21 protein-coding genes are annotated in these 23,187 nt (G+C 64.9%); 13 read left to right on the top strand and 8 right to left on the bottom strand.

Features of this window, described 5'->3' with window-relative positions; genetic code table 11:
* Positions 1 to 9 precede the first annotated feature (9 nt).
* Positions 10 to 1,071 carry a COG4223 family protein gene (locus tag G4Z14_RS08545; RefSeq protein ID WP_164624669.1) on the bottom strand — a complete coding sequence of 354 codons (1,062 nt, stop codon included), beginning with the start codon at positions 1,069 to 1,071 and terminating at the stop codon, positions 10 to 12.
* A gap of 57 nt (positions 1,072 to 1,128) precedes the next feature.
* Positions 1,129 to 1,857 (bottom strand): uroporphyrinogen-III synthase, encoded by a 729-nt coding sequence (locus G4Z14_RS08540; protein WP_164624667.1) that lies wholly within the window; start codon positions 1,855 to 1,857, stop codon positions 1,129 to 1,131.
* Positions 1,858 to 1,905: 48 nt separating this feature from the next.
* Between G4Z14_RS08540 and tsaD the strand changes: the two genes are divergently transcribed.
* From tsaD to G4Z14_RS08515, 5 genes are read left to right on the top strand one after another with little or no spacing between them, the layout of a single operon-like run.
* Positions 1,906 to 3,003: a tRNA (adenosine(37)-N6)-threonylcarbamoyltransferase complex transferase subunit TsaD gene (gene tsaD, locus G4Z14_RS08535; RefSeq protein ID WP_164624665.1), complete on the top strand. Its 1,098-nt coding sequence runs from the start codon at positions 1,906 to 1,908 to the stop codon at positions 3,001 to 3,003.
* Positions 3,000 to 3,941: an NAD(P)H-dependent glycerol-3-phosphate dehydrogenase gene (locus G4Z14_RS08530; RefSeq protein ID WP_164624663.1), complete on the top strand. Its 942-nt coding sequence runs from the start codon at positions 3,000 to 3,002 to the stop codon at positions 3,939 to 3,941. Before tsaD ends, G4Z14_RS08530 begins: the two co-directional genes overlap by 4 nt.
* Before the next feature lie 5 nt (positions 3,942 to 3,946).
* Positions 3,947 to 4,219 (top strand): YciI family protein, encoded by a 273-nt coding sequence (locus tag G4Z14_RS08525; protein ID WP_164624661.1) that lies wholly within the window; start codon positions 3,947 to 3,949, stop codon positions 4,217 to 4,219.
* On the top strand, positions 4,216 to 4,635 hold the full coding sequence (locus G4Z14_RS08520) for an EVE domain-containing protein (RefSeq protein WP_164624660.1): 420 nt from the start codon (positions 4,216 to 4,218) through the stop codon (positions 4,633 to 4,635). The genes G4Z14_RS08525 and G4Z14_RS08520 overlap by 4 nt, the downstream gene beginning before the upstream one ends.
* A gap of 60 nt (positions 4,636 to 4,695) precedes the next feature.
* Complete coding sequence (locus G4Z14_RS08515) at positions 4,696 to 5,853, top strand: WD40/YVTN/BNR-like repeat-containing protein (protein ID WP_164624658.1); 1,158 nt, start codon at positions 4,696 to 4,698, stop codon at positions 5,851 to 5,853.
* A 177-nt stretch (positions 5,854 to 6,030) separates the two neighbouring features.
* Here the strand turns inward: G4Z14_RS08515 and G4Z14_RS08510 are convergent, their stop codons facing one another.
* The 3 genes from G4Z14_RS08510 to ahcY all read right to left on the bottom strand — a co-directional run bounded on the left by G4Z14_RS08510 (position 6,031) and on the right by ahcY (position 9,189).
* Positions 6,031 to 7,221: an MFS transporter gene (locus G4Z14_RS08510; protein WP_164624656.1), complete on the bottom strand. Its 1,191-nt coding sequence runs from the start codon at positions 7,219 to 7,221 to the stop codon at positions 6,031 to 6,033.
* A gap of 70 nt (positions 7,222 to 7,291) precedes the next feature.
* The gene (locus tag G4Z14_RS08505) at positions 7,292 to 7,633 is read right to left on the bottom strand and encodes a DUF2853 family protein (RefSeq protein ID WP_164624654.1); all 342 of its coding nucleotides are present in this window, start codon (positions 7,631 to 7,633) and stop codon (positions 7,292 to 7,294) included.
* A 155-nt stretch (positions 7,634 to 7,788) separates the two neighbouring features.
* Complete coding sequence (gene ahcY / locus G4Z14_RS08500; RefSeq protein ID WP_164624653.1) at positions 7,789 to 9,189, bottom strand: adenosylhomocysteinase; 1,401 nt, start codon at positions 9,187 to 9,189, stop codon at positions 7,789 to 7,791.
* Positions 9,190 to 9,264: 75 nt separating this feature from the next.
* Between ahcY and G4Z14_RS08495 the strand changes: the two genes are divergently transcribed.
* Complete coding sequence (locus G4Z14_RS08495; protein ID WP_164624729.1) at positions 9,265 to 9,855, top strand: YfbR-like 5'-deoxynucleotidase; 591 nt, start codon at positions 9,265 to 9,267, stop codon at positions 9,853 to 9,855.
* Between the two features lie 2 nt (positions 9,856 to 9,857).
* Here G4Z14_RS08495 and G4Z14_RS08490 read toward each other — a convergent pair whose 3' ends face one another.
* The 3 genes from G4Z14_RS08490 to G4Z14_RS08480 all read right to left on the bottom strand — a co-directional run bounded on the left by G4Z14_RS08490 (position 9,858) and on the right by G4Z14_RS08480 (position 11,490).
* The gene (locus tag G4Z14_RS08490; RefSeq protein ID WP_164624651.1) at positions 9,858 to 10,178 is read right to left on the bottom strand and encodes an H-NS histone family protein; all 321 of its coding nucleotides are present in this window, start codon (positions 10,176 to 10,178) and stop codon (positions 9,858 to 9,860) included.
* 68 nt (positions 10,179 to 10,246) lie between these two features.
* Positions 10,247 to 10,801, bottom strand: coding sequence for an ActR/PrrA/RegA family redox response regulator transcription factor (locus G4Z14_RS08485; protein WP_164624727.1), 555 nt, complete (start codon positions 10,799 to 10,801; stop codon positions 10,247 to 10,249).
* Between the two features lie 68 nt (positions 10,802 to 10,869).
* Positions 10,870 to 11,490 carry an SCO family protein gene (locus G4Z14_RS08480; RefSeq protein WP_164624649.1) on the bottom strand — a complete coding sequence of 207 codons (621 nt, stop codon included), beginning with the start codon at positions 11,488 to 11,490 and terminating at the stop codon, positions 10,870 to 10,872.
* Positions 11,491 to 11,587: 97 nt separating this feature from the next.
* Here G4Z14_RS08480 and regB point away from each other — a divergent pair, with 97 nt between their 5' ends.
* The 7 genes from regB to addA all read left to right on the top strand — a co-directional run bounded on the left by regB (position 11,588) and on the right by addA (position 23,141).
* Positions 11,588 to 12,970 carry a sensor histidine kinase RegB gene (gene regB, locus G4Z14_RS08475; protein ID WP_164624646.1) on the top strand — a complete coding sequence of 461 codons (1,383 nt, stop codon included), beginning with the start codon at positions 11,588 to 11,590 and terminating at the stop codon, positions 12,968 to 12,970.
* Between the two features lie 98 nt (positions 12,971 to 13,068).
* Positions 13,069 to 14,655: a PAS-domain containing protein gene (locus G4Z14_RS08470; RefSeq protein WP_164624644.1), complete on the top strand. Its 1,587-nt coding sequence runs from the start codon at positions 13,069 to 13,071 to the stop codon at positions 14,653 to 14,655.
* Positions 14,656 to 14,696: 41 nt separating this feature from the next.
* Positions 14,697 to 15,176, top strand: coding sequence for a tRNA (adenosine(37)-N6)-threonylcarbamoyltransferase complex ATPase subunit type 1 TsaE (gene tsaE / locus G4Z14_RS08465; protein ID WP_164624642.1), 480 nt, complete (start codon positions 14,697 to 14,699; stop codon positions 15,174 to 15,176).
* Positions 15,169 to 16,173 (top strand): aminoglycoside phosphotransferase family protein, encoded by a 1,005-nt coding sequence (locus G4Z14_RS08460; protein WP_164624640.1) that lies wholly within the window; start codon positions 15,169 to 15,171, stop codon positions 16,171 to 16,173. The genes tsaE and G4Z14_RS08460 overlap by 8 nt, the downstream gene beginning before the upstream one ends.
* Complete coding sequence (locus G4Z14_RS08455) at positions 16,173 to 16,847, top strand: nucleotidyltransferase family protein (protein WP_227751599.1); 675 nt, start codon at positions 16,173 to 16,175, stop codon at positions 16,845 to 16,847. Before G4Z14_RS08460 ends, G4Z14_RS08455 begins: the two co-directional genes overlap by 1 nt.
* Positions 16,840 to 19,800 (top strand): double-strand break repair protein AddB, encoded by a 2,961-nt coding sequence (addB, locus tag G4Z14_RS08450; protein ID WP_164624635.1) that lies wholly within the window; start codon positions 16,840 to 16,842, stop codon positions 19,798 to 19,800. Before G4Z14_RS08455 ends, addB begins: the two co-directional genes overlap by 8 nt.
* Positions 19,797 to 23,141, top strand: a complete 3,345-nt coding sequence (gene addA, locus G4Z14_RS08445; protein WP_164624633.1) for a double-strand break repair helicase AddA — start codon at positions 19,797 to 19,799, stop codon at positions 23,139 to 23,141. The genes addB and addA overlap by 4 nt, the downstream gene beginning before the upstream one ends.
* Positions 23,142 to 23,187: the final 46 nt, after the last annotated feature.

The raw sequence follows: 23,187 nt of genomic DNA, 5'->3' as shown, positions 1-23,187 counted from the left end.
GTTTCCCCCTCATTCCCCGACCTTGCCGGCAAGGTCATCAAGGGCTTGCAGCCCCGCCTGGCGGGCTTCAGCTTTTGCCCGCCAGTCGGTCAGCGGGGCACGCGCGGGTTCGGGCAGGGCGGCAAGCTCATCAAGCGCCGAGGCCAGATCTCCCGCGGTCAAGGCCGCTTCGGCGCGGGACAGGATGGCATCGGGATCGCTGCCTTCGCGCGGCGTCAGCGAGCGGGCACCGGTCTGGCTGCGGAAAAAGCTCGTGGCCCGCTCGGTCCAGCTGTCGCCCATATTGGCGCGCAGAGCGGCCTCAAGCGCAAGCCGCGCCGCCTCGGGGAAAGTCTGCCGCAGGCTGGCAAGGCTGGGCAGGCCCGTCTCGGCATGGGCTTGCAGCGCTTCAGGCACAGTAAGCCCCAACTCGGGAAGGATCGCGGCAAAGGGGGCGCCGCTGTCGACGGCGGCCTGCAGTCGACCAAAGGCCGCTTGGGCGATCGCCGCGCGGATCAGCGCCTCGGCCTCGGCTTTCATCTGCACCGCCTGGGCCTCGGCCTCCTGCAACCGCGCCTCGGCTTCGGCTGCAAGGGCGGTGATGTTGTCGGGAACTTCACCGCCAGCTTGTGGGGCGGCAACCGGCCGGGCTTGCAGGGCTGCCACGGCTTGCGCCAGCGCTGCGATTTCCTCGGCCCGTTCCGCCGGGCCGGTTTCAAGGGCGGCCACCCGCCCGTTCAACGTGGCAAGCGTATCCATCAGCGGCGAGATGTCGGGCACCTTGGCGTCTTCAACCGCGGCAAGCCGGGCCTGCAGGCCGGCGATGGCCTCGGTCTGGGTGGCAAGCTGTTGTTCCAGCGCGGTGGTATCCTGCAGCGGCCAGCCGTTCGGCACATATTGCGCCAACCCAAAGCCCGCCGCAGCGGCCAGCGCGCCGCCGATTACCGGCGCGAGAAAGCCGCCGCGTCGCCGGTTCGGTTCCTGCGGTTTCACGGCTTCGGCCACCGGGGATTGGTCCGCGGCCGGTTCGGCCATGACCACGGGCGCGGCATCGTCATCGCTCCGGGCGGTGGTCTCGTCAGTCTCGGCCATGCTTGTCCCCCATGCGCCCGCGGCAAGTCTCAAGCTAATGCCTTGCCCCGCCCGGGTTCAAGCTTTGCCGGCCGAGATATACAGCCCCGCGACGGCATGAAGCATGTTTTCGCCGTCGGGATGATCGGCGATGACCAGCCTCGCCGGGGACAAGTCTGCGGCGGCCTTGGCAGCGGCGGCACTGATGGCGACAATCCAGAGCGGCGCCCTACGGTTCACCGGCACCGCTTCGGCCAGCAGCCGGGCCGAGCGTGGCGAGAAGATCGGCACGATCACGGGCTGATCGTGCAAGAACAGCGCCGCAGCTTCGGGGATCAGATTGGCGGGTTTCTGGGTGTAGACCACCAGGAAAACAGTCTCTAGACCGCCCTTTGTCAATGTTTCGACCAGATCTCCCGTGCTGTCGTGCCCGCGCAGGTGAAGCAACGGACCTTCAACACCAGAAGCCTGGATCATCCGGGCAAGGGCGTTGACCTCTCCCCCCGCCGATTGCGCGTCGAATCCGGCGCGGCGGGCGGCATCGGCGGTTCGGTTTCCGACACAGAAGGCGCGCTTCGGCAGCGCCTGTCCAAGGGCCAAGGCCGCCGCAACCCCGGTTTCCGATGTGAAGATGACGGCACGGAACGGAAACGGCGGAAGCGCGGGCTGGTGAAACTCGGTCTGCATCAGGGGCGCAATCACCACTGGCACCTCGCCGATCCGTGCGACCAGATCCTCAGCAAAGCGCTGGCTTTGCGGCGCGGGACGGGTCAAAAGAAGCGTGGGGGCGCGGGATTGTCTGGCCATGGCCAAGGTGTTACCTGCGCAAGACCCCCGAGGCAACGACAGACCGTGATGACGCAGGCGCTGACCTTTCTTGGCATTGAATCGAGTTGCGACGACACCGCCGCCGCCGTAGTGCGCCATGTGCCGGGCCAGCCGGCCGAGATTCTGGCCTCGATCGTCGAAGGTCAGACCGCCTTGCACGCCGCCTTTGGCGGGGTGGTGCCGGAGATCGCCGCCCGTGCCCACGCCGAACGGCTGGACCACTGTGTGGAGGCGGCGCTGGCGGGCGCGAACTTGCGGCTTTCCGATCTGGACGGGATCGCCGTCACGGCAGGGCCGGGGCTGATCGGTGGGGTCTTGTCAGGTGTGATGCTGGCCAAAGGCCTTTCGGCGGCCAGCGGGCTGCCGATGGTCGGGGTAAACCACCTTGCCGGCCATGCGCTGACGCCGCGCCTGACCGATGCGGTCAGCTTTCCCTATCTCTTGCTTCTGGTCTCGGGCGGGCATTGCCAGTTTCTGATTGCAGGCAACGTCGACGATTTTGAACGACTTGGTGGCACGATTGACGACGCGCCGGGCGAGGCCTTTGACAAGACAGCGAAACTTTTGGGGTTGCCGCAACCGGGAGGACCCGCGGTGCAGGCCGAGGCGGCGCAGGGTGACGCCCGACGCTTTGCCTTCCCCCGGCCGTTGCTGGACCGGCCGGGCTGCGACATGTCCTTTTCCGGCCTGAAAACCGCCCTGCTACGCGCCCGCGATGCGGTGATCGCCGAGAAGGGCGGCATTACCGTGCAGGATCGGCGCGACCTTTGCGCGGGCTTTCAGGCGGCAGTCGCGGATGTGTTGGCCGAGAAATCCCGCCGGGCGCTGGAGCGCTACCTGGCATTGAATCCACCCACGCCACTTCTGGCGGTTGCGGGCGGCGTTGCGGCGAACACGCTGATCCGTTCACGACTGACCGCGCTGTGCGACCGCATGGGCGTTCGCTTTCTGGCCCCGCCTCTGGCGCTTTGCACCGACAATGCCGCCATGATCGCCTGGGCGGGAATCGAGCGCTTCCGTCTGGGCGCGCGAGACGATGCCACGCTGGCGGCCCGGCCTCGCTGGCCACTGGATCAAACGGCGGCGCCGATGATCGGCTCCGGCAAGAAGGGGGCCAAGGCATGATCGCGATTGCAGGCGCAGGAGCATTCGGCACGGCCCTGGCCATCGCGCTGGGACGTGAGGGGCGGGCGGTTTCGCTTTGGGCGCGCGATGTCGGCGACCTGGCGAAAACCCGCAGGAATGAGCGCTATCTTCCGGGTGTGATGATCCCGGATTGCGTCACTGTTACAGCCGATAGTGACTTGTTTTCCAGCGTGGCAGTCATCTTGCTGGCCGTGCCGATGCAGGCACTTGCCGGATTTCTGAAGCTGCATGGCGACAAGCTTCAGGGTCGGTCTCTGGTGGCCTGCTGCAAAGGCATTGATCTGCAAACCTGGCTTGGTCCCAGCGCGGTGATCCGTGCAGCTTGCCCGGAAAGCCCGGTTTCGGTGCTGACCGGACCCAGCTTTGCCGCCGATATCGCCCGCGGCCTTCCGACGGCCCTGACTCTGGCGGGCGGGGACGAACCTCTGCAATCCAGGCTTTCAACGCCCACCCTGCGGCTTTACCGCAGCACCGATGTAATCGGCGCCGAACTCGGCGGGGCGCTGAAGAACGTGATCGCCATTGCCGCCGGCGTGGTGATGGGGGCGGGGCTTGGCGACAGCGCGCGGGCCGCGCTGATGACACGCGGCTTTGCCGAGATGCAGCGGTTTGCCCTGGCCAAAGGCGCGCGTGCGGAAACGCTGGCCGGGCTTTCGGGTTTCGGGGATCTGGTGCTGACCTGCACCTCAAACCAGTCGCGGAACTTCCGCCTTGGCCACGCCATCGGGCAGGGTACAAGCTTTGATCCCACCGTCACCGTCGAAGGCGCGGCCACGGCCCGGGCCGTTGCGGCGCTGGCAAGCCGCGACGGGATTGACATGCCGATCACCCGGATGATTGCTGCGCTGGTGGATGGCAAGATCCAGCTTTCCGACGCCATTCAGGCCCTGATGACCCGCCCATTGAAAGAGGAATGACCCCCATGCGCTATGCCCTGATCTGCACCGACAAGGCCGACCATCTGGAGGTTCGCAAAGCCAACCGCGACGCGCATCTGGACCATATCCGTACCTCGGGCGTGGTGGAAATGGCCGGTCCCTTCCTGAACGACATGGGCGAGATGTCAGGGTCGCTGGTGGTCCTGGAGGTCGGCTCGAAGGCCGAGGCCGAAGCCTGGGCTGCCGCCGATCCCTATGCCAAGGCCGGGCTTTTCGCCAAGGTGCGGATCGAGGAATGGAAGAAGGTCATCGGATGAACCACTGGCTGTTCAAATCCGAACCCGATGTCTGGGGCTGGTCGCATCAGGTGGCCAGGGGCGATCTGGGCGAGGAGTGGCATGGGGTGCGCAACTATCAGGCGCGCAACAACATGCGGGCGATGAAGGTCGGCGATCTGGGATTCTTTTACCATTCCAACATCGGCAAGGAGATCGTCGGAATCGTCGAGGTCATCGCCGAAAGCGCGCCCGACAGCACGACCGATGATCCGCGCTGGGACTGTGTCACCATCCGCGCGGTCAGGCCCTTTCTGCGCGCTGTGACACTGGAGGACTGCAAGGTGCAGCCGGGGCTGGAGGGGATGGTTCTCGTCAACAACACCCGACTGTCGGTGCAGCCGGTCACGCCCGAGGAATGGCGGATCGTCTGCGGCATGGGTGGCGTGGCCCCCTGAAATCCGCTTTGGCCGACTGCGCCCCGGTGTTAGCCTGAACGGGCGAACAGGGAGGGTGCCATGGGTGTGTCTGTCTTGGTCGGCTCGACCAAAGGGGCGTTTGTGCTGTCATCGGACAGGGCGCGGAAAGACTGGGGCCTGAGCGGCCCGCATTGCAGCGGATGGAACATCAATCATGTGCTGGGCGATCCGGTTTCCGGCTGTCTCTGGGCCGCCGGAGGGTCGGAATGGACGGGCGCCGGCATCTGGCGCAGCACGGATGGCGGCGCAAGCTGGACCCTTGCCAAACTGTCCAACGGCAAGTTCGACGAGTGGCTGGCCAACGAACCGGGCTTTGCGGCGCAGATTGGCATGCAACCCGACCCGCCCGCACCGTTTACCGGCGAGGTGGCCGCGATCTGGGTGCTGCATTTCGCCCATGGCCGGCTTTATGCCGGAGGAAAGCCGGGGGTGCTGTTCGCCAGCGACGACATGGGCGAAAGCTGGCAGCGCCTTGGCGGGCTGAACGCCCATCCCTCCGCACCAGACTGGCAACCGGGCGGAGCGGGGCTGGTGCTGCACACCATCCTCTCCGACCCGCAGGACAGGAGGAAACTCTGGGTGGCGATTTCGGCGGCCGGGGTCTTTCACTCGGAAGACGGTGGCGAAACCTGGGAGCGGCGCAACCGGCTTTCGAATGCGGCGGCGGATCATCTGCATGCCCACCCCGAGACCGGGCAATGCGGTCATGAGACGGGCCATTGCGTGCATAACATGGCGCGCGCCGCCGGGACGGGAGAAGTGCTTTACCAGCAGAACCACCACGGCGTCTTTCGCAGCCCGGATGGCGGGCGCAGTTGGGACGACATCACCCACGGCTTGCCCTCGACCTTTGGCTTTCCGATTGCCACCCACCCCCGCGACACCGAGACTGTCTGGACCGTGCCGCTGAATGGCGACATGGCGGGGCGCTATCCGCCGGAGGCCAGGGCCGCAGTCTGGCGGTCACGCGATGGCGGGCAAAGCTGGCAGGATCTGCGGAGCGGGCTGCCTCAGTCAGGCTGTTACTTCACCGTTCTGCGGCAAGCCATGGCGGCGGATCGGCTGGACCCGGCGGGCGTCGCCTTTGGCACCAATTCCGGCTCGGTGTTTTTCAGCGCCGACGAGGGGGACCATTGGGACGAGATCGCGCGGCACCTGCCCACGGTTCTCGGGGTCGAGATCATGGTGCGGGGTTGAAAGAATGAAGGGCCTCGCACCCCTACGAGACCCTTCACCACCCCACGCGCTCCCCTCGCACCGCACGTGTTCTGAAAAGGTCCCGGACATGCTGCCCTGTTGGGTTGACGCTAGCCCGGAATCGCCTGCCGAGGCAAAGCCGAAGCGTCTAAGGTTTGAGGCGAATGCCGGCGACCGTCAGTGTCGGGTGTCTGGCAGCAGGAAGGCCGCCAGTCCAAGCAGCGGCAAGGCGGCGCAGACCTGATAGACCGCAACGATCCCCCAGTGATCGGCCAGAACGCCCAGCACGGCCGCGCCGATGGCCGCGATGCCGAAGGCCAGACCGAACAGCAGGCCGGCGACCATGCCGGTATATTGTGGCATCAGGTCTTGCGCATAGACCACCATGGCCGGAAAGGCCGATGCCAGCACCATGCCTGCCAGCGCGGCAACGGCAATCGTCGGCAAGAGCGGCAGCCAGGGCAGGGCCAATGACAGCGGCACGATGCCAAGGATCGACCACAGGATCACCCGCCGCCGCCCGATCCGGTCGCCAATCGGCCCGCCGATGATGGTTCCGGCGGCCACGGCGGCCAGAAAGACAAACAGGCTCAGATTGGCTTCGGCTTTGGTCAGGCCGAACTTCTCGATCAGGTAGAAGGTGTAATAGCTGGAGAACGAAACCGTGTAGACGAATTTCGAGAAGATCAGCACCATCAACAGCGCCATGCCGCGCCGGGCCACCTCGGGCGGCGGCGCAGAGGCAAGGGCGCGGGCCTTGCGATGGGCGGCGCGGGCCACGCCTGCCGCCTGATACCAGCGCCCGATGAAGAACAGAAGCACCATGCCGGCCAAGGCCACGCCCGCGAACCATTCGATCGAAGCCTGCCCGCGCTCCAACACGATGAAGGCCGCCGCCAGCGGGCCAAGCGCCGAGCCGGCATTGCCGCCGACCTGAAACACCGATTGGGCGAACCCGGGCTTCATTCCGGCCGCAAGCCGCACAATGCGCGAGGATTCCGGGTGGAAGATCGACGAGCCAAGCCCGATCAGCGCGACCGCCAGCAGCACCATGCCAAAGCTGGAGGCATTGGCCAGCAGCACCAGCCCGACCCCGGTCGAGGCCATGCCGGCCGAGAGGGCATAGGGCATGGGCCGCTTGTCGGCATAGAACCCGATCACCGGTTGCAGGATCGAGGCGGTGCCCTGGAACACAAAGGTAATCAGGCCGATCTGGGTAAAGGACAGCGAGAGGTTCTCTTTCAGCAGGGGATAACCCGCCGGGATCAGCGACTGCATCAGGTCATTCAGGAAATGACCCAGCGCCACGGCAAAAATCACCGGGACAACGGTCGTTTCGGCGCTGTGAGTCGGGGATTGGGCTGACATGGCGGCCTTCCAGATGCAGACGGGCGGCACCATGGCCGCCTGTCCCGGGAAGTTCAATGCCGGATGCAGCTTATTTGTAGGCGGCTTCCTTGCCGAAATGTTTCACCAGCAGGTAATAGAACACGGCACGAAACTTGTTGCGCTCGGATTTGCCATAAGTGTCGATGGCGGCGTTGATGCCGTCCATCAGCTTCGGGCCATCGGCAAGGCCAAGCTTCTTCATCAGGAAATTGGCCCTGATCCGCTCCAACTCGTCCTTGTCGCTGGCAGCGACGGTCTGGGCGTCATTGTCATAGATCGACGGACCGCACCCAATCGTCACCTTGGTCAACAGCGCCATGTCCGGCGTCACCTTGCACTTGGTCTTCAGATCGTCGGCGTATTTGGCGATCAGTTCGTCTCTCTTGCCCATGTTCTTCCCCTGATTGGATGCGTGGCTCTTTGGGTAAAATTGCAGGCCGAAGCTTAGGCGAGGAAGAAATCTGCACAAAGGGAAATGTCGCCGGAACTTCCCCCCAAAGAAAAAGGCCCCGCAAGGGGGCCTTTTCGATGCCGGAGTGGCGACAATCAGTAGCGGTAATGCTCGCTCTTGAACGGGCCTTCGACCTTGACGCCGATATAGTCGGCCTGATCCTTGCGCAGTTCCGTCAGCTTCACGCCGATCTTCTTCAGATGCAGCCGGGCGACCTTTTCATCCAGCGCCTTCGGCAGGATATAGACGCCGGGGGCATAGTCGTTGCCCTTGGTCCACAGCTCGATCTGGGCCAGAACCTGATTGGTAAAAGAGGCCGACATCACAAAGGACGGATGGCCGGTGGCATTGCCAAGGTTCAAGAGGCGGCCTTCGGACAGCAGGATGATGCGGGCGCCCGAAGGCATCTCGATCATGTCCACCTGATCCTTGATGTTGGTCCATTTGTGGTTGCGCAGGCTGGCGACCTGAATTTCGTTGTCGAAATGGCCGATATTGCCGACGATGGCCATGTCTTTCATCGCGCGCATATGCTCGATGCGGATGACGTCCTTGTTGCCGGTGGTGGTGATGAAGATGTCGGCGGCAGCGACTTCGTCTTCCAGCAGCGTTACTTCAAAGCCGTCCATCGCGGCCTGCAGCGCACAGATCGGATCGACCTCGGTGACTTTCACCCGGGCGCCGGCACCGCGCAAGGACGCGGCCGAGCCTTTGCCCACATCGCCATAGCCGCAGACCACGGCGACCTTGCCGGCCATCATGGTGTCGGTGGCGCGGCGGATGCCGTCGACCAGCGATTCCTTGCAGCCGTATTTGTTGTCGAACTTCGACTTGGTGACCGAGTCGTTGACGTTGATCGCCGGGAAGGGCAACTGGCCCTTCTTGTGCAGCTCATACAGGCGATGTACGCCGGTGGTGGTTTCTTCCGACACGCCCTTGATCTCGGCGCGCTGCCTGGTGAACCAGCCGGGCGAGGCCTTCAGCCGCTTCTTGATCTGGTTGAACAGGCAAACTTCCTCGTCCGAGGTCGGCGTCTCGATCAGGTCGGTCTCGCCGGCCTCGACCCGCGCGCCCAGAAGGATGTACAGCGTGGCGTCACCGCCATCGTCGAGGATCATGTTGCAGGTGCCACCCTCGCCGCCGAACTGGAAGATACGATCGGTGTAATCCCAGTACTCCTCAAGGCTTTCGCCCTTGATGGCGAAAACCGGAGTGCCGGACTGGGCAATGGCGGCAGCGGCGTGGTCCTGCGTCGAGAAGATGTTGCACGACGCCCAGCGCACATCGGCACCCAGCGCCTTCAGCGTTTCGATCAGCACGCCGGTCTGGATGGTCATGTGCAGCGAACCCGCGATCCGCGCCCCTTTCAGCGGCTGCGCCTTGCCGAACTCGTCGCGGCAAGCCATCAGGCCCGGCATCTCGGTTTCGGCAATGGTCAGTTCCTTGCGGCCAAACTCGGCCAGGGCGATGTCTTTGACGATGTAATCGGCGGCCATGACGGCGCTCTCCTTGATCCTTTGATTGCGGGGCAGATAGCATTATCAGGGTGTTTCGACAACCGAGGCCGCATCATGAAGCAACCCCGCGCCTGGCAGCGCATGTTATCTGGCCGCAGGCTGGACCTGCTCGACCCGACGCCGATGGATATCGAAGTCGAAGACATCGCCCACGGCCTTGCCTTCGTCGCGCGGTGGAACGGTCAGACCATGGGCGACTGGCCTTATTCGGTGGCCGAACATTCGCTGCTGGTGGAGCAGATCTTCACCCGGCAGAATCCGGGAATTGCGCCGCGCTGGCAATTGGCGGCGCTTTTGCATGACGCGCCGGAGTACGTGATCGGCGACATGATCAGCCCGGTCAAGGCCGCCATTGGGGCGCAATACGGCGAATTGGATCAGCGGTTGACGGCGGCGGTACATTTGCGGTTTGGCCTGCCGGCACAATTACCGGTTGCAATAAAGAAAGCAATCAAGGCCGCGGACAAAATCTCGGCCTGGGCCGAGGCGGTGCAGATTGCCGGATTTTCGGCAGTCGAGGCGGACAGGCTTTTCGGCAAACCCGAGTTGGCAATGCAACGGGGCCTGACAATCCAGCCGCAACCGCCCGCGACGGTGCGGACGGCCTTTATTGCCAGACATCAGGCGCTGCTGGCGGCCTGCTGAAATCAGATCGCCAGATCTTCCGGCGATTTCCCGGCCTTGAGCGCAGCTTCGAACCAGCGCGGCTTGCGGCCACGGCCCGACCAGGTATCCGATTTGTCTGCCGGATTGGCATATTTCGGAACAGCCGGCGCGCGCTTGCGGGTTTTCACGATCGCGGCGCCGGTCAGCTCGGCCAGGGAAAAGCCCATTTCGCGGGCTTTTTCTTCAAGCTCGGCAAGTGCCTGTTTCTTTTTGCGATCTTCAAAGGAAGCTATGGATTTTGCCACCTGAGATTGAAGGTCTTTCAACTCTTTAAGCGACAAGGAGTCCAGATTGATTGTCATTTTTGCATCCTTTCCAAGCGCCGATAGGGCTTATTAGCCCCTAATTCCGCAATTGGCAAGAATTGGCATTATTTTGGGCTGCGCTTTGCCAGAATACGCTGAAGCGTGCGGCGATGCATCGAAAGGCGGCGTGCGGTTTCAGACACGTTGCGGTCGCACATTTCATAGACCCGCTGGATATGTTCCCAGCGCACCCGGTCTGCCGACATCGGATTTTCCGGAGGGGCAGGCATTGCGTCGCCCTTGGCAAGCAGCGCATTGGTGATGTCATTTGCATCTGCAGGTTTCGACAGGTAATCCGTCGCGCCGAATTTTACCGCCGCCACCGCCGTTGCAATTGCGCCATAGCCGGTCAGCACCACGATGCGGCAATCCGGGCGCCGCTCGCGCAGGGCCTCGACGACATCCAGACCATTGCCATCTTCAAGCCGAAGATCGACCACGGCATAGGCGGGCGGGCGCGACACGGCAATCGCGCGGCCCTCTGCCACGCTTCCGGCGGTTTCCGTCACGAAGCCGCGTTTCTCCATGGCCTTGGCGAGACGCTTGACGAAAGCATCATCGTCATCGACCAGAAGCAGGCTACGGTCGGCGCCGAGTTCGGCTGAAGGCTCATCCACCATGCTGCGGTCCTTGTTGCTTGGCATGCAGGACACCTAATGCGTCCCGCGCCCATGGTCAAATTGCGACTCTACGGCTTGGCTTTCTCGATGAAGCAAGCCGTGCGCTCCGCCATGTCTGCGGCGGTGTCGTCCCGTTTGAAGAACTCGACAAAGCCGATCTGCGGCAGGACAAGATACGTGAAGGTCGAGTGATCCATCAGATAGAACCCGTCCTGGCTGTCCTGTTTCTTGAAATAGGTCTTGTAGGCCTGTGACGCTGCCTTGATCTGATCCTCGCTGCCGGTCAGGCCGATCATCTTGGGATGCAGGTTGGCGGCAAAGTCGCGCACCACCTCGGGCGTATCGCGTGCCGGGTCGATCGAGATGAAGGCGGGCTGAACATCAAGGCCGTTTTCCTCCAGGATATCAACGGCCTCGGCATTGCGGGCATTGTCCATCGGGCAGACATCGGGACAGAAGGTATAGCCGAAATACAGCAGCGTCGGCTTGGTAAAGATCTCGATATCGGTGACCGGCTGACCCTCGCCGTTGACCAGAGACAGCGGCCCGCCGATCGCACCGCCCCCGATCGAGCCGACACGGCATTCCGCGAATGCGTCGTCGCCGCGCGCGGATTGAATGGCCCACCAGGTCCCGCCCAGAAGCCCCGCAACCGCCAGGACTGCCGCGCCCGCATAAAGTCTTGTCATGTCCATCGTCCCGAGTTTGCAGGTTCGCGTTGAACCCAAGCCGACACAGCCTTAACAATCGCTGGAAGCGCATCAAGACCGATTGTCAACCGAAACAATGGCTCCGACCGGGAATTTCACCGATTTCAACCCCGAACGCGGCGATTGGCTGCGGCTTCAGACGCTTGTCTTTCTGCGCTGGATGGCGATTGGCGGGCAATTGGTGGCGATTGCCGTGGCCACCCGCGCGCTGGAAATCTCGCTGCCGCTTGGCTTCTGCTTCATGGCTGTCGGCGCCGCGGTCATTGCAAATCTGGTGCTGATTTCGGTCTATCCCGCCAACAAGCGGCTGAACGAGACCGAAGCGCTTGTGGCGCTGTTGTTCGATCTGGGCCAGCTTTGTTTTCTGCTGTTCCTGACCGGAGGGCTGTCAAACCCCTTCGCGCTGCTGATCCTTGCGCCAGTCACCGTTTCGGCCAGCGTGCTGCCTTTGCGCTCGACGGTGTTTCTCGGTCTGGTTGCCATTCTGTTCGTGACGGTTCTGGCCCTGCTCAACGTGCCGATGCAGATGCGGGGCGAGGCCATCCGGATGCCGGCGCTGATCGGCTTTGGATTCTGGCTCTCGCTGGTGATCGGGATCGTGTTTCTGGGGATCTATTCGCATCGCGTTGCGGGTGAAAAGCGGTCGATGTCGGATGCGTTGCTGGCCACCCAGATGGCGCTGGCGCGCGAGCAGAAGCTGACGGATCTGGGCGGCGTAGTCGCCGCCGCCGCCCATGAGCTGGGCACGCCACTGGCGACCATCAAGATGGTCAGCACGGAAATGATGGATGAATTGTCCGGCCAGCCCGATCTGGCCGAGGACGCCCGTCTGATCCGCGAACAGGCCGACCGATGCCGCGACATCCTGCGGTCGATGGGCAAGGCCGGCAAGGACGATCTCCACCTTCGGCAGGCACCTTTGAGCGCGGTGCTGCGCGAGGCCGCAGAGCCGCATCTCGACCGTGGCAAGCGGGTGCATTTCAGCTTTGCTCCGGCGGCGGGAGGGCAAAGGGTCGAGCCTGAAATCCTGCGTCGACCGGAATTGATTCATGGGCTGCGCAATCTGGTTCAGAACGCGGTGGATTTCGCCAAAGGTCAGGTTTGGGTGGATGCCAGCTGGACGGCCCACAGCCTGACGCTGCGCATCATCGACGATGGTGAGGGGTTTCCGCCGCAGGTTCTGGGACGGATCGGCGATCCATTTCTGCGCTCGCGGCGGGACGAGGCCGCGGCGCCGCGGCGACCGGGGTATGAGGGCATGGGTCTTGGGCTTTTCATCGCCAAGACCCTGCTGGAGCGCACTGGCGCAGAGATGAGCTTTGCCAACGCCGCCGATCCGTTCCTGACCTCGGAAGAGCGCCCGGAACGCTCGGGCGCGATCGTCGAGGCGACCTGGGCGCTGGACAGCATTGCCGCGCAGAAAGGCCGGCCCTTGGGGCAAAATCAGCCGATCTCGTGATGCCGGGCGCGTTCATCTTCTTGCATTAATTACCCCTTAACTCTTTCCTCCCTAAGTTGAAGGCAGCGGGAAGAATCCCGGCTTGGGAGGGGTGTGCATTGGACTGGCTTTTCGCGCTCGCGCTGGTGCTGATTGCCTTCGTGGCGGCCATTGCCGGGTTGCTTGTGGTCAGCGCCTTGCAGGGGGCGCCGAAACCGCCGGGACATTCGGTATTTGCCGATGCGGCTCAGGCGGGTGAGGCGGGAACGGTCTTTCTGTTCGACGGCGAAACGCTGGTGGATGCAACTCCGGGCGCGCGACAGATTCTGGCGACCAGCCGGGCCAGGGGCGGCAACTGGCTGCGCCTGATCGGCTTTCTGTCGCAGTATTTTCCCGATATCGAAACCCGGCTGCGCCGGATCGAGACCGAAGGCCAGGTTCTTCTGGATGGCCGGACCGCGCAGGACAAGCCGCTCTTGCTGTCAGCCGCGCTGCAGGGCGGTCTGACGCGCATCGCGCTGACAGACCCGGCGCTGGACGGCAGGCCGATGATGACCGACGCTCTGGCGCATTTTGCCCTGACCCAGGAGGTGGAGCAATTGCGCGAGGTGCTTGCCAAGGCTCCGATGCTGATCTGGCGCGAGACCGGGGCGGGCGACATCGTCTGGGCGAATGGCGCCTATCTGCTGAAGGCGATTGCGGCCCTGTCCCCCGGCAAGGAGCTGGGCTGGCCCCTGCCGCGCCTGTTCGAGCGGCTTGCCAGCCAGGAGGCCGCGCGCGGACAGCGGGCGGCCGTTACGGTTCAGGGCGAAGGCACCGCCTGGTATGATCTATACGGCATGTCAGGCGGCGAGGAGCGGCTGAACTTCGCCCTGCCTGCGGATGCCGCGGTCAATGCTGAAGCGGCGCTGCGCGATTTCATGCAGACCCTGACCAAGACCTTTGCACAACTGCCCACGGGCCTTGCAATCTTTGACCGGCAGCGGCAATTGCAGTTGTTCAACCCGGCCCTTCTTGACCTCACGGGTCTACCTGCCGAATTCCTTTCGATGCGTCCCTCGCTTGTGTCGGTTCTGGATGCGCTGCGAGATCGCAAGATGATTCCCGAACCGAAGGACTATCGCAGCTGGCGCCGCCAGCTCGTTGAAATGGAAAAAGCCGCGGCTTCGGGGCTTTACGAAGAAACCTGGAACCTGCCGGACGGTCAGACCTTCCGGGTGATCGGGCGTCCGCACCCCAACGGCGCGCTGGCCCTGATGATTGAAGACATCACCAACGAGGTATCCCGAAGCCGGCGCTATCGCTCGGACCTGGAGCTGGGTCAGGCGGTTATCGACGAAATGGACGAGGCGGTGGCGGTTTTCTCTGCCTCGGGTCAGCTGGTGATGTCGAATCTCGCCTATTCGGCCCTTTGGTCCCATGCGCCCGAGGAAGATATCCAGAATGACTCGATCCGCGCCATTGCCGGGCATTGGCGGTCGATGTCGGCCCCGGCGGGTCTTTGGTCAGAAGCCGAGGAGTTCATTTCCACAGTCGGAAACCGGATTTGCTGGACGGCGGAAACCCGTCTGCTGGATGGGCGCCTTCTGTCCTGCCGCTTTGCGCCGCTTTCCGGCGGGGCAACTCTGGCGGCCTTCCGCACGCTCGACCCTGTCGAAATGGCCCGCCCGGTGCGGTCCGAGTCCGATGCCTTGAAATCGGCCTGAAGGCTTGCGGTTGCGGACAGGCGGGGTAGAGTCGGCCCACGATGGTTGCCGACGCCTCCCCCTTTTCACTTTTCCTGGCTGATGCCGATGAAACCGACCGCCTGGGACGCTGGTTTGCTCCGCGGTTGGGCCCTGGGGATTGCCTGCTGCTTGAAGGGCCAATCGGGTCTGGCAAAAGCCAGTTCGCCCGCGCCCTCATTCAGGCGCGGCTTGGCCGGGCCGAGGACGTGCCGTCGCCAACCTTTACCTTGGTTCAGACCTATCACGCCGATGTCGAGATCTGGCACGCCGACCTTTATCGGCTGAGCCATCCCGATGAGGTTCTGGAACTGGGCCTTGACGCCGCCTTCGACACCGCGATCTGCCTGATCGAATGGCCAGACCGGCTGGGCAGCCACGCTCCGCCGCAGGCCCTTCGGCTTTGCTTTCAGGCCGAAGGCGATGGCAGGAGGGTTGTCATCGGTTTTGGCAAAAGGGCAGATCTGCGGGCCGCCCTGGCGAAAGAGCTTGCGGATGGCTGAGCGGGACAGTCTTTCCACGGCCTTTCTGGCTCGGGCCGGCTGGGGACTCGCCGATCGCCGGTTTCTGGCGGGCGACGCTTCGGACCGCAGCTATGATCGCCTGACGCTGGATGGCAAGACTGCGGTGCTGATGGACGCTCCCCCCGGCAAAGGCGACGACCCTGCGGCCTTCCTGCGAATTGCCGGGCATCTTCTGGAGCTTGGCCTGTCAGCCCCGCGCTGCCTCGCGCAGGATCTGACGCGGGGGTTCCTGCTGCTGGAGGATTTCGGCGATGGCGTATTTGCCCGCTTGATCGAGGTCGAGCCCGGGCGGGAATTGCCGCTTTATGCGGCCGCGACCGATGCGCTTCTCAGGCTCCAGTCGCAACCGGCACTTGGCCGACTGCCCGATCTTTCCGCGGCGGACTGGGCCGAGGCAGCCTGTTTTGCCCTTGACTGGTATCGCCAGGCGGTGACGGGCGACGCCGGAGACCGCGCCGGATTTCTTGCGGTTCTGGAGGATCTGATTTCCTCTCATGCCGATGGCCCGCGGGTGATGATCCTGCGCGATTACCACGCCGAGAACCTGCTTTGGCTCCCGGACCGCGCCGGGATCGGACGGGTCGGCATTCTGGACTTCCAGCTCGCCCAGATGGGGCAGCCAGGTTATGATCTGGTCTCGCTTTTGCAAGACGCGCGCCGCGACGTTTCACGTGAAACACAGGCCGGGATGATTCACAGGTTCAAGGCCGCAACCGGGGCAGGTCGCGACTTCGACGCGGCTTATGCCGTGCTCGGCGCCCAACGGGCCCTGCGCATCCTGGGCGTTTTCACCCGACTTTGCCTTGTCGCCGGCAAACCCGGCTACCTGCGTCTGATGCCGCGGGTCTGGGGTCAGTTGCAGCAAAACCTGTCCCATCCGGTCAATACCCCGCTTGCCCGCGCCTGCGCTGCACTCTTGCCCGAACCGACCCCGGAAATCCTTGCAGAAATAGGTAGAAAATGCCCTTCCCGCTGATGATCTTTGCTGCGGGCCTGGGCACGCGCATGGGCGCCCTGACCGCCAATCGCCCGAAACCGCTCATCAAAGTGGCGGGGAAGCCGTTGCTGGATCACGCGCTTGATCTGGCGGGAGCAGACGTGGGGCAGATCGTGGTAAATACCCACTATCTCTCGGCCCAGGTCGCCCGACACCTGCAAGGACGGTCCGTGGCGCTTTCGGACGAACCCGGGCAGATCCTTGAAACCGGCGGCGGGTTGCGACACGCCCTGCCGCTGCTGGGCGCGGATCCGGTGATGACATTGAACAGCGATGCCGTCTGGACCGGGCAAAACCCGCTGACCCAACTTGCCGCCCATTGGGACGCAGATCGGATGGACGCGCTTTTGCTCATGCTTCCGGCCCGGCAGGCGACGGGTCACGCGGGCAATGGCGATTTCCTGATCGGTGCCGACGGCCGGATCAGCCGGGCGGCCGGCAAACCCGGCCTTGTCTATCTGGGCGCGCAGATCCTGAAAACCGATGGGCTGGCCCATATCGACAAGACCGTGTTTTCGCTGAACCTGCTGTGGGACGCGATGATCGCCCAAGGCCGCGCCTTCGGCATCGTCCATCAGGGCGGCTGGTGTGACGTCGGACGGCCCGAGGGCATCGCGCAGGCAGAATCCCTGCTGGCGGCCGGCAATGTTTGACACCCCCGGCCCGCGCCTTTTCGCCCTGCCGCCCGGCAGCGATTTCCCGGCAGAACTGGTCTCCGGCCTGATCGAGCGCATGGCCGACCAGCCGCCCGAGGCCATGTCGCGGGTCGAGGTCTATCTGAACACTGCCCGCATGCGCCGCCGTGTGACCGACTTGTTCCTTGCCCGGGGCGCCCGCCTTCTGCCGCGCCTCCGGCTGCTCACGGAGCTCGCCGACCGACCCGGCCTTGCGCTGCCCCCGGCAGTTTCCGGCCTCCGGCGACGACTGGAGCTTGCCCAACTCATCACGGCGCTTCTCGATGCCCAGCCCGATCTGGCCCCCCGCCACGCGCTTTACGATCTGGCCGACAGTCTGGCCGACCTGATGGCCGAATTGCGCGTCGAAGGGCTGCACCCCGACCGGCTGGCCGCACTGGATGTCTCGAATCACGCCGCGCATTGGGCGCGGACCCAGGCCTTTCTGGGCATCGTGTCGCAGTTCTTCGACCAGACCGCCGCACCCGACGCCGAAGCGCGGCTTGCCATGGCAACCGACCTTCTGGCCCAACGCTGGCAGGCCGACCCACCGCGGCATCCGGTGCTGATCGCCGGCTCGACCGGCTCGCGTGGCACCACGCTGCGGCTGATGGAGCTGGTCGCCCGGCTGCCACAAGGCGCCCTGATCCTGCCGGGGTTCGACTTTGACACACCGGAACAGGTCTGGGCCCGGATGGACGATGCGCTGACCGCCGAGGACCATCCGCAATACCGCTTTCGTCGCCTAACCGACCGACTTGGCCTGACCCCTGCGTCGATCACGGCATGGCGCCGCACGCCGCCGCCCTCCCCCGCCCGCAACGCGCTGGTATCGCTGGCCTTGCGGCCGGCCCCGGTGACGGACCAATGGCTGACCGACGGACCAGCGCTGCCCGACCTGCTCGCGGCGACCGCGGATCTGACGCTGATCGAGGCCCCCTCAACCCGGACCGAGGCTTTGGCCATCGCGCTGATGCTGCGTCAGGCAGCGGACTCCGGTCAGACCGCCGCACTTGTCTCGCCCGACCGCAATCTCACGCGGCAGGTGACCGCGGCCCTCGATCGCTGGGGCATCCTGCCCGACGATTCCGCCGGGCGCCCGCTGAACCTGTCGCCGCCGGGTCGTTTCCTGCGCCAGATCGCCCGGTGTCTGGGGCAAAAGCTGACCGCCGACCATCTGCTTGCACTGCTGAAACATCCCTTGGCCGCCTCGGGCGGCGATCGTGGCACGCATCTGCGCCTGACCCGCGATCTGGAGCTTTCGATCCGCCGCCACGGCCCGATCTTCCCGACCGGAGCCGATCTGATGCGCTGGGCCGAAACCCGCGACGATCCGCAAGCGGGGTCCTGGGCCACAATGCTCGCCACCGTGATCGACCAGTTCGCGCCCACCCGGTCTGCCCCACTCGCCGATCTCGTCGCGCGCCACCGCAGTCTTGCCGAAACCCTTGCGCGCGGCATGGCCCCCTTCGGCTCTGGCGAGCTTTGGCTGAAAGAAGCCGGGCAAAGCGCGTCAGAGACGTTCCAGTCGCTGCAAGACGAATCCCCCCACGGCGGCCAGTTCCACCCCACCGAATATGCCGTTCTTTTCGAGGCCATCTTCGCCGGGGGAGAGGTGCGCGAGGCGGTCCAGGCCCATCCCCGCATCATGATCTGGGGTACACTGGAGGCCCGCGTTCAGGGCGCCGATCTTGTCATTCTCGGCGGGCTGAACGATGGCGTCTGGCCGAAAGCTCCCGACCCCGACCCTTGGCTGAACCGCAAGATGCGCAAGGATGCAGGGCTCCTCCTGCCCGAGCGCCAGATCGGCCTCTCGGCCCACGACTTTCAGCAGGCCATCGCTGCCCCGCGCGTCATCCTGACCCGCGCCACCCGAGACGCCGAGGCACAAACCGTGCCCTCGCGCTGGATGAACCGGCTGGAAAATCTCATGGCCGGGTTGCCCGAGCGCAATGGGCCGGAAGCCCTGAACAAGATGCGGGCCCGCGGCGCGATGTGGCTGGAGATGGCCCAGGCGATGGACCGCCCGTCGCCGGATCTCCTCGCCGATCCCCGCTTCCAGCCTGCCAGGCGCCCCGCGCCGCAACCGCCCCGGACGGCCCGGCCCGAGCGCCTGTCCCTCACCGAGATCTCCCGCCTGATCCGCGATCCCTTTGCGATCTATGCCCGCCACAGCCTGCGCCTGCGCCCGCTCGACCCGCTGCGCGCCAGCCCCGACCCGCGCGACCGTGGCTCGGTGCTGCATGACATCCTCGAACGCTTCGTCCGCACCCGTCCCGAGGATGAAACCCGCGGCGCGGCCCGCATCCGGCTGCTCGGAACCGCGGCCGAAGTTCTCGCCGACAGCACGCCTTTCCCGGCCGCGCGCCTGCTCTGGCTGGCGCGGCTGGAGCGCGCCGCAGAACACTTCCTGATCCAGGACGGCAGGCACGGCGGCACGGCGATCATGCTGGAAACTCCCGGCAGCCTGCGCATCGATCCTCCGGGCTTCACGCTGCATGGCAAGCCCGACCGGATCGACGCCTTGCCCGATGGCCGGCTGCATCTGATCGACTACAAGACCGGCACGCCCCCGACCGCCCGGCAACAGGAGGTCTATGAAAAACAGCTGCGCCTGACCGCCGCCATGGTCGAACGCGGCGGGTTCGAAAACCTTGGCCCGCGCGAGGTGGCCAGCTTTTCCTACATCGGCCTTGGCAGCGGCCAGAAGGTCGAGGAGACCGACCGCGCCAAGATCGATCTTGACCGCGAATGGGAGAAGTTTCTCCGCCTCATCACCCGGTATTCGCTGCGCAGCACCGGCTATGCCGCGCGCCGTGCGGTTTTCGCCGAGCGGATGGAGGGCGATTATGATCACCTCGCCCGTTACGGCGAATGGCAGATGACCGACCGCGCCACCCCGGCGCGCGTGGGCGAGGATGACCCGGCATGACCCCGCGTGACGACGCCTCCGAGCGCCAGATCCAGGCCGCCCATCCGGCACAAAGCACCTGGGTCGCCGCCAATGCCGGCTCCGGCAAGACCCGCGTGCTGATCGACCGTGTGGCGCGGCTCTTGCTGCGCGGCACCGAACCCCAGCGCATCCTGTGCCTGACCTATACCAAGGCCGCCGCCACCGAGATGCAGAACCGCCTGTTCCAGCGCCTTGGCGGCTGGGCGATGCTGCCGGATGACACATTGCGGACAGATCTTGCCAACCTTGGCGAAAGTACAGCCCTTGGCCCTGATGACCTGGCCCGCGCCCGCCGCCTGTTCGCCCGCGCGCTGGAAACGCCGGGCGGCCTGCGCATCCAGACCATCCACAGCTTCTGCGCCACACTTCTGCGCCGCTTCCCGCTGGAAGCCGGAATTTCGCCCGGCTTCCGCGAACTGGATGACCGCGCGGCAAAACTCCTGCGCGCGCAGATCGTCGAGGAGATGGCCGAAAGTCTGGCTCCGGCGGTGATGGCCGAAGTGGCCGGCATCTACACAGGCGAGGATTTCACCGCGCTGATGGAGCAGGTCGCGGGTGCAAGGCACGGATTTGCCGCGCCGCTCGATGTCGAAAGGCTGCACGCAACGCTGGGAATCATGCCGGGCGAAACGGAGGACTCCGTCATCGCGGACTGCTTCCTTGGTCAAGAGCAAGACCTCGTTTCCGCCTGCCTGCCCGTGTTGAAGGCCGGCAAGAAAACCGATGTCGACCTGGCCGACATGCTGAGACTTGTCGATTTCTCTGCACCCTTGCCCCAAAGGTTCGAGGCCTTGAAATCGGCCTGTCTGACCAAAACGGGAACCCTCCGCAAAACTGTTCCGACGGCCGATACCGCCAAGGCGCTCGGCCCCCTTCTTGCCTCCTATCGTGACCTTGCCGCACGGATCGAGGCGGCTCAGGAACCGTTGATCGCCTTGGGCGCCGCCGCCAAGACCCGCGCCCTCCACCGCTTTGCCGCCGCCTTCCTGCCGGTCTATGAGACGGCCAAATCGGCACGCGGCTGGCTTGATTTCGACGACCTGATCGCCCGCGCCAAGCGTCTGCTGACCGACCGTTCGGTCGCGCAATGGGTGCTGTACCGGCTGGATGGTGGCATCGACCATATCCTTGTCGACGAGGCACAGGACACTTCGCCCGACCAATGGAAGGTGATTGAGCTTCTGGCCGAAGAGTTCACCGCCGGGGAAGGCGCGCAGGCGGACCGCGGGCGCACGCTGTTCGTGGTGGGTGACAAGAAACAGTCGATCTATTCGTTTCAGGGTGCCGACGTTGCGGCCTTTGATGAAAAACATGCGCTGTTCAAAGCCAAGTTCAACGGCGCCGGCAAAGCCTTCGTGGACATGGAGCTTTCGCACTCCTTCCGCTCTGCCCCCGCAATCCTGAAGCTGGTCGACGAGACCTTCGCCGCCGGCTTTGGCGACGCCCTGGGAAGCGCTCCAAGCCACCTTGCCTTCCGCCCGGACATGCCGGGCCGCGTCGATCTCTGGCCGCTGATCGAGCCGGTCAAGACTGATGAGGATGAAAACTGGGACGACCCGGTCGATCTCATCGGCGAAACCCACCACACCGCTCAACTTGCCAACCGGATAGCGGCGGAAATCCGGGCGATGATCGACGGCGGAACCGCAATCATCGGCGAGAACGGCAAACCCCGCACGGTGCATGCCGGCGATTTCCTGATACTGGTGCAGCGCCGCTCGGCCGTGTTCACCGAGGTCATCCGGGCCTGCAAACAGCAAGGCCTGCCGATTGCCGGCGCGGATCGGCTGAAGCTGGGCGGCGAGCTGGCGGTCAAGGACCTTGCCGCGCTCTTGTCCTTCCTTGCCACGCCCGAAGACGACCTGTCGCTCGCCGCCGTCCTGCGCTCGCCGCTTTGCGGCTGGACCGAGGACGAGCTGTTCCGCCTGGCCCATGGTCGCAAAGGCTATCTCTGGGAAGCGCTGCGAGACTATCCGGCGGATAGTGACACATTGCAGATGTTGCGCGACCTGCGCGATCAGGCCGATTTCCTGCGGCCCTTCGATCTGATCGACCGGATCCTGACCCGCCATCAGGGCCGCCAACGCCTGCTCGCCCGACTGGGGGATGAGGCCGAGGACGGCATCGACGAACTGCTGTCGCAGGCGCTCGGCTATGAACAGACCGAGGTGCCCAGCCTGACCGGTTTCCTGATCTGGATGCAAACCGACGAGATCACGGTGAAGCGCCAGATGGATGGGGCAGGCGACAAGATCCGGGTGATGACAGTGCATGGCGCCAAGGGGCTGGAGGCGCCGATCGTCATTCTGCCCGACACCGCCGACCGCAATCCGCGTGACCTCGATGAGATCTACCGCCTGCCCGACGGCCTGCCGGTCTGGAAAACCCCGGCCGACGCCTCGCCCGCCGCGATCCGCGAGGCCCGCGCCCGCCGCAAGGCCGATCAGGCCGCAGAAAGCGCGCGGCTGCTCTATGTTGCTCTGACGCGCCCGCGCAGCTGGCTGATCGTGGCAGGGGCGGGCGAGGCCAAGACCGAGCGGAAGGAAGGCCCCAAGCCGGTGCAGGATTGGGCCTGGTACCGCTTGGTCGAGCGCGCCATGCAAGCCATCGGAGCCGTTCCCACCACAGGCGGCGTCTTGCGCTGGGCGAATGGCGACTGGCCCGCGCCGGTTTCCGCCCAGCCTGACGAAATCAGGCCAGACTCCGCGCTTCCCGTCTGGACCGCCACCCCCGCCCCCGAAGCCAGCCGCCCGGCCCGGCCGCTTTCGCCGTCCGATCTCGGCGGCGCCAAGGCCTTGCCCGGCGAAAGCCTGTCCCTGACCGAAGAAGCGGCAAAGGCTCGGGGCTCTGCCGTGCATCTTCTGCTTGAACATCTGCCATTGGTGCCGGCCGCGGATTGGCCCGTCACCGCCACCGCACTGATCCCGGAGGCCGGGCTTTGTGCCGATGCCCTGACCGAAGCGCGCCGCCTGTTGCAGGCGCCCGATCTCGGCTGGATCTTCGCGCCGGATGCCCTGGCCGAAGCCCCCTTCTGCGCCCGGATTGGTGAAGCCTTGTTTCATGGCAGCATCGACCGGCTGGTCGTGCTGCCCGACCGCGTGGCGGTGGTGGATTTCAAGTCAAACAGCCAGATCCCCGCCACGCCCGATCAGGTGCCCGAGGGCATCCTGCGCCAGATGGGGGCCTATGTCGCCGCCCTGCGGCAGGTCTACCCCGACCGCCCGATCCAGCCCTACCTCCTTTGGACCCGCAGCGCCCGGCTGATGCCACTGGATCCCGAGATGGTGAGTGCGGCACTGCATCGCGCCGCTATCCCTTGACGTTCCCGCCCGGCATGCCTAGCTTCGCTGCCTGACCAATTCCCTC

The sequence above is a fragment of the Tabrizicola oligotrophica genome (assembly GCF_011008935.1).
GTDB classification, from domain to species: Bacteria; Pseudomonadota; Alphaproteobacteria; order Rhodobacterales; family Rhodobacteraceae; genus Tabrizicola_A; species Tabrizicola_A oligotrophica.
This window is presented reverse-complemented; position numbering and strand designations above follow the sequence as displayed.